Genomic DNA, 5364 nt, shown 5'->3' with positions numbered 1-5364 from the left:
TCTCTTTGGTAACGTCACGGATAGTCAAATCACCGTTGACTTTGTATTCCCCGTTTCCGACTTTCTCAAGGGTTGTAGACTCAAATTTTAGCTGAGGATACTTTTCAGCATTAAAGAAATCATCGGACTTTAAGTGCTGATCACGATCTTCGTTGTTGGTTGTGATACTGTCGATTTCAGCCGTGAATGTTGCTTTAGCATTTTCGAAATCGTCGCCGTCAGCTTCAATTTTTCCATCGAAAGAGTCGAAGCTTCCGGTAACAGTCGAAATTACCAGGTGCTTTACTTTAAATTGTACTTCCGAATGCGTCGGATCAATTTTCCATAAGGTTTTCGTTGTAGTAGTCATTGTCATATTGTTTTGATGTTAAACAGATTGTTCAATCCTAACATAGGGAGGCCAAACTGTAACACCATTGATATATGACAGGAAATACTCTTGATATATGTCAAGAGAAGCGTCAACCTTAAACCGATTCCATTCCTCTCCCTCCGGGGCTGAAGTTCTCATAGACGAGATTAATAAAGGTGAAACGGCCACCATCAGCACAACTTCTCGTAGCGAAAGCCATACCTTAAAGTAACTTTTCAAAAAGATGTATATGAGAAGATAAAAGTTAGAATGAACAAAAATTTTGATGGTGCAACTACTATTTTGGCTAACCTCATATCATTTTTTCTCTTGGAGATCGTAGTAGATGTAGCCTCAGGGACCGCTTATATATTGAGTCCGGTTGCTGTTCAAGGTAACTTTAATAAACTTCAAGAGGCTGGAGTAATAAATGATAATTACCTGAATCCAAAGAAAATACTATCCCTGTATTCATGTTAACAGAGAAAGAATGGGTAGAAGTAAACGTAGGGAATAATTATATACCGCACTCTTCTCTGACAGAACATTAAAAAAAGCCCTGCACCTTTCACCGTGCAGAGCCTAAAGAGAGAGTGCCTGTAATATAAATAATTTTAGGTATCCTTTGCAGGTACAGAGATGTTTTTATATGCGGCAGTGGCTGTAGTGCCTCGCAAAAGATTGTGCACTCAGCGGTATAACCTGGCCCTGACCAGCAATATCCTCCATAACATGGGTTAAAGGCTTGCAAAAAGGCTTTCCCGGTAATCTCTCTCAATAGCTTCTTATATACACAAATGCTTTAAAACCTTCCCCCTGGCCTCGATCGCCGGATTTAAAGCATATTTGAATTCCTTGCTTCAGCACGAATAGCCATTATTAATGATTCAAAAGCTTCATTCTTCGTCAGATAAGCCGAAACCCCAGCATCCCGCATATTTTCAATCACTTCCTGGCCCTCGTGAAATGATAACCCGATAATTCGAACATCGGGCATTTCGCGCTTTATTTTCTGCGTGGCCTCAATGCCATCCATCACGGGCATATTTATATCCATGACGATAATATCAGGAGAAAGTTCCATGGCCAGCTCAACAGCCTCCTGTCCATGGGAAGCTTCCCCCGTAACGATCAGGTCATCCTGTTTTTCAATGAGCTGACGGAGTCCCCGGCGGACAATCTCGTGATCATCCACAAGAAGAACAGTAACCTTTTGTTGCTGTTGACCCTGTCCTTTTGGGTCGGCTGGCTTGAGTCTTTCCCGGCCTTCAGGCGATATTTTTTCCGGTTTCTTTTTCTCTTTCACAGGAACTGATAGCACGGCTTTTGTACCGCCCCCCGGATTGGAATACAAATTAAAAGAACCGCCATGCCAATCCATGCGCTCCTTTATATTGAACAGGCCAAATCTGCCTGCTTCTGTGGGACTGGAATGGCTTTCTTTCAAATCAAATCCTTTACCTGCGTCCTCAACAATAATTTTCACCCGGCCTTTTTCGACTGACATATCCACCCGGGCTTCTTGGGTACCTGCGTGTTTCTTCACATTCAGAAGTAATTCTCGTACCGATTGATAGAGAATTGACCGGAACTCTTCGTCAACCGGCTTGAGCTGTCCATCATCCTCAATAGTGATATCAAGTCCCTTCTTTTCCATCTTGTCAACCGTCCAAAGCAATACTTCCGTAACGTCCTCTTTATTCAGAGCCGGGGGCGGCGTCAATTCCACCATTAAATTTTGGGTGTATTTAAAAATATCATCTATTAGTTTTTTTAACTCCTCTAAATCAGGGGATGGATGCTGAGATAACTCCACTACCTTCATTTTAGCCACCGTAAGCATTTGGCCTACGCTATCATGGAGTTCGGAAGCCAACCGCTGCTGTTCCTGTTCTTCTGCTTTGTTTAAACTTGACGTCAACGAGCGCAGCTGCTTCTGGTAAGAGCGCAAGGTCTGTGTCCGTTCCTCCACCCGCTCCTCCAGCGTCTCATTTATTTCTTCCAGTTGAATTTGAGCCTCTTTGCGGTCTGTGATATCTTCAGCGGTCCCTATAATACGGGTGATCCCCCCCTCTTTATCATGTACTTTGCGTCCCTGTGTGTGAAGCCACCGGATCTCTCCATCGGGCCGGATAATTCGGTATTCATCATCAAACTTTTTTTCCGGCAGCTCGACAAATCGCTCCCGGACCCGATCACGATCGTCCGGATGAACCGCATTTATAAAATACATCGGCTCGTCATATAACTGTTTACGATCAATTCCCCATACCTTCTCAAAAGCGGGATTAATGTATAGGAACTCTTCTCCATGCTCCGATGCCATCCACATAATTTCATTGAGATTCTCAGCCAGCATACGAAATTTTGCCTCACTCTCGCGAAGTTCTTGCTGAGCCCGCCTACGCTCGGTAACATCCTGGACCACAAGCATACCGGAAACGATCTCCCCCTCGCCATTTTCAATAGGCAGTGTTTGGCAATACATCTGCCGGTCATGCAATTCAACATCGAATGAACTGGCCTTGCCCTCAAATACAGCAGTAAAATACGATTTTGCCCAATCAACTAACTCTTCCGGGTAAATATCAGTGATTCTGTTGCCAATCCGGTCCTCGGGAATAACCCCAATCTGGGGCAGCAGCTGTCCGCCGAAAGCCGTATAGCGAAGATTTTCATCAAATAATCCGACGGCACCCTGTGGAAAGTTATCTATAAGCGTGCGATACCGGTTTTCAGATTCTTCCATTCTGCGTTTCCAGAACTTGCTATCGGTAATATCGCGGGTAAAGCAGCAGATGTGGATGAATTCACCGTTTTTTCGAAACCCATTTGAACTGAGTAATACATCTCGAATGGAGCCATCTTTATGGATCATTTGGGCTTCAATATTATGCATTTTTACCCCCTTCTTTACTCTCTGAAAAACCTCCTGCATTAACGTTTTATTGACATAGAATTCGATAATATTGCGGCCAAGATATTCTTCCCGGGAATATCCCAGCATATCCAGTTCAGCCTGGTTCACCTTCAGGATGGTCCCCTCGGGTCCCAGCTGATGCAGTCCTATGGGGGCACACTCAAAAAAGTCGTGATAATCCCGTTCCGCCTGCTGCAACTGCAAATCCGCTTCGCTGTCATGCCTTTTCCTCTCCTTCAGGGTGATATAGATACCATTCGCTGACTTATTCTCGTCAAAAATGGGACTGAACGAGATATTAAAGCTTTGCTTCTCATCATCATCCAAAGAAAGAGTGTGATCAGTCAATTCTCTTACCTCCCCTGTGGAAAGGACCTCTTCAAAATACGATTCAAATGCTGGCCCGGCCTCTTTCAAAACTTCAGGGGCTGGATGTCCCAGTAAGAAAGGATCAACTCCAAAAAGATCTTTCCAGGCATCATTATAGATGCACGCCAGATCATTACCCCAGCAGAGGCACGCGGGGGCAGCAGATACCAGGCAAATATGCAATGCCGTACGCAAACTCTGGGGCCATTCTCCTGTTGCTCCTAACGGAGTTTCTGTCCAGTCTTTGCTGGAAATCAACGTGTTCATGTCCTCCGCGGACGACCCCGAAATGTGATGTGCCATATTAATATTTGGAGTGAATATTTATTATAAAATAATCTGCGACGGTCTTTTCAGCCCTGCTGTTTTTTACTTCTGAGGGAAATTACACAATAAGGCTCAAAAATATCCTGCCCATCGATTGTTGTACCCGCTGAGGATTCATTCAAGTACATCTATTCGGAGGATGCAATTAAGCATTAACTGGTTATTTCGAACATTATGCTACCTATTTGGGCAACGCCTCCGCCCCTTGCTGACTCTATACGTAATCATTTTGTTCCCAATAACACAAAGATAATGGAGTTATATAAACAACTAATGAAATATTATCGTTAAACCGAAGGTAGATTTTTTAAATTAAAAGGAAGTTCCCTGAATCGATCAACGGACACACCGCCTGTTTCCATAAAGTTCCGGCGAAGAATATTCCCCAGCTCTTTCCGTACTTTTCCTTCCTGTTTCATCTCCTGCATCGCCCGATGCAGGCCGAACTGATCGGTGCTCCCTACCCCTTCAGCTCCAATATCGTCCCGGCGATGTGACGGGTATCGTTGTCCACGTTAAAATAATAGGTAACCAATATCCGACTTTCATCAAGCATGACCGCCCAGGGGTACCCGATGTCGGAAGACCCTCCATCCCTGCGGATAATTATTTCAGGAGCTGTGTTAAAATCGGTGCATTCTCCATTTAGAATGCGGGCTCTTATGCCATAGGGTTCGTGGCGGTAGCCGTAGACAAGGAAAACGCGGTTGTCGGGCAAACGCAGGGCTTGCATCGGGTGTCCCTGGAATCCCATTTTTTGCCATGGCCCAAATGATTTTCCTCCATTCACAGAACGCGCAATAACTGCCTGGTCATCCAGTCCCGATGTCCTCAAGAAAGCCACCAGATCTCCTTTGGGCGTTTCATAAACAGAGGCTTCATTAAACGATGCTTCATCATCCTCCGCTACGGGACAAGAATACTGCCAGGTCTCCCCCTTGTCATCGGACACAAGCAAGTGGGTGGAAGTCTTCCTTATATTGCCAGGATTATCCCCGGCGGCAACAACCCAGAACAGGCGTCCGCTTTCTCCCTCCCACAGAGACCCTCTGTTATAGGCGGGAAGGGGATCGCCGAGGGCTGAATATCTTACTTCCGGCGGTATACTCGGCGGATAGTGTGGTCCATTCCAGGTTTTCCCACCGTTTGTAGATTTCAGGTAGTATCCGCCTAAAAACACCGATCCCCTGGCATTCTTAAAATGGGGAGTTCGTAAATTTTCAATACCCTCTGAATTCACAAAGGCCCAACCATAACTGGTACAGAGAATACGACCATTCTGTAACTGAAGTAAACACGGATCCTGTGATCCTCCGAGAGGATGTGCATACATTAACGACGGCTCCTCGGTCCAGCTTTCCCCGTAGTCGTATGATGTAACCGTAACCAGGTAACT

3 protein-coding genes are annotated in these 5364 nt (G+C 45.2%); all 3 read right to left on the bottom strand.

Annotation, left to right across the window (positions count from 1 at the left end):
• A partial coding sequence (locus ACESLU_RS11165) for a YceI family protein (RefSeq protein WP_372638728.1) occupies window positions 1-349 on the bottom strand: 349 nt, incomplete at its 3' end.
• An 838-nt stretch (window positions 350-1187) separates the two neighbouring features.
• Entirely contained in the window at window positions 1188-3944 is a 2757-nt protein-coding gene (locus ACESLU_RS11160) for a PAS domain S-box protein (protein ID WP_372638727.1), read from the bottom strand.
• A gap of 484 nt (window positions 3945-4428) precedes the next feature.
• Window positions 4429-5364: sialidase family protein (locus ACESLU_RS11155; protein ID WP_372638726.1), on the bottom strand; the 936-nt coding region annotated here is incomplete at its 5' end.

This window comes from Fodinibius sp. (genome assembly GCF_041642155.1).
Classification (GTDB): Bacteria; Bacteroidota; Rhodothermia; order Balneolales; family Balneolaceae; genus Fodinibius.
This window is presented reverse-complemented; position numbering and strand designations above follow the sequence as displayed.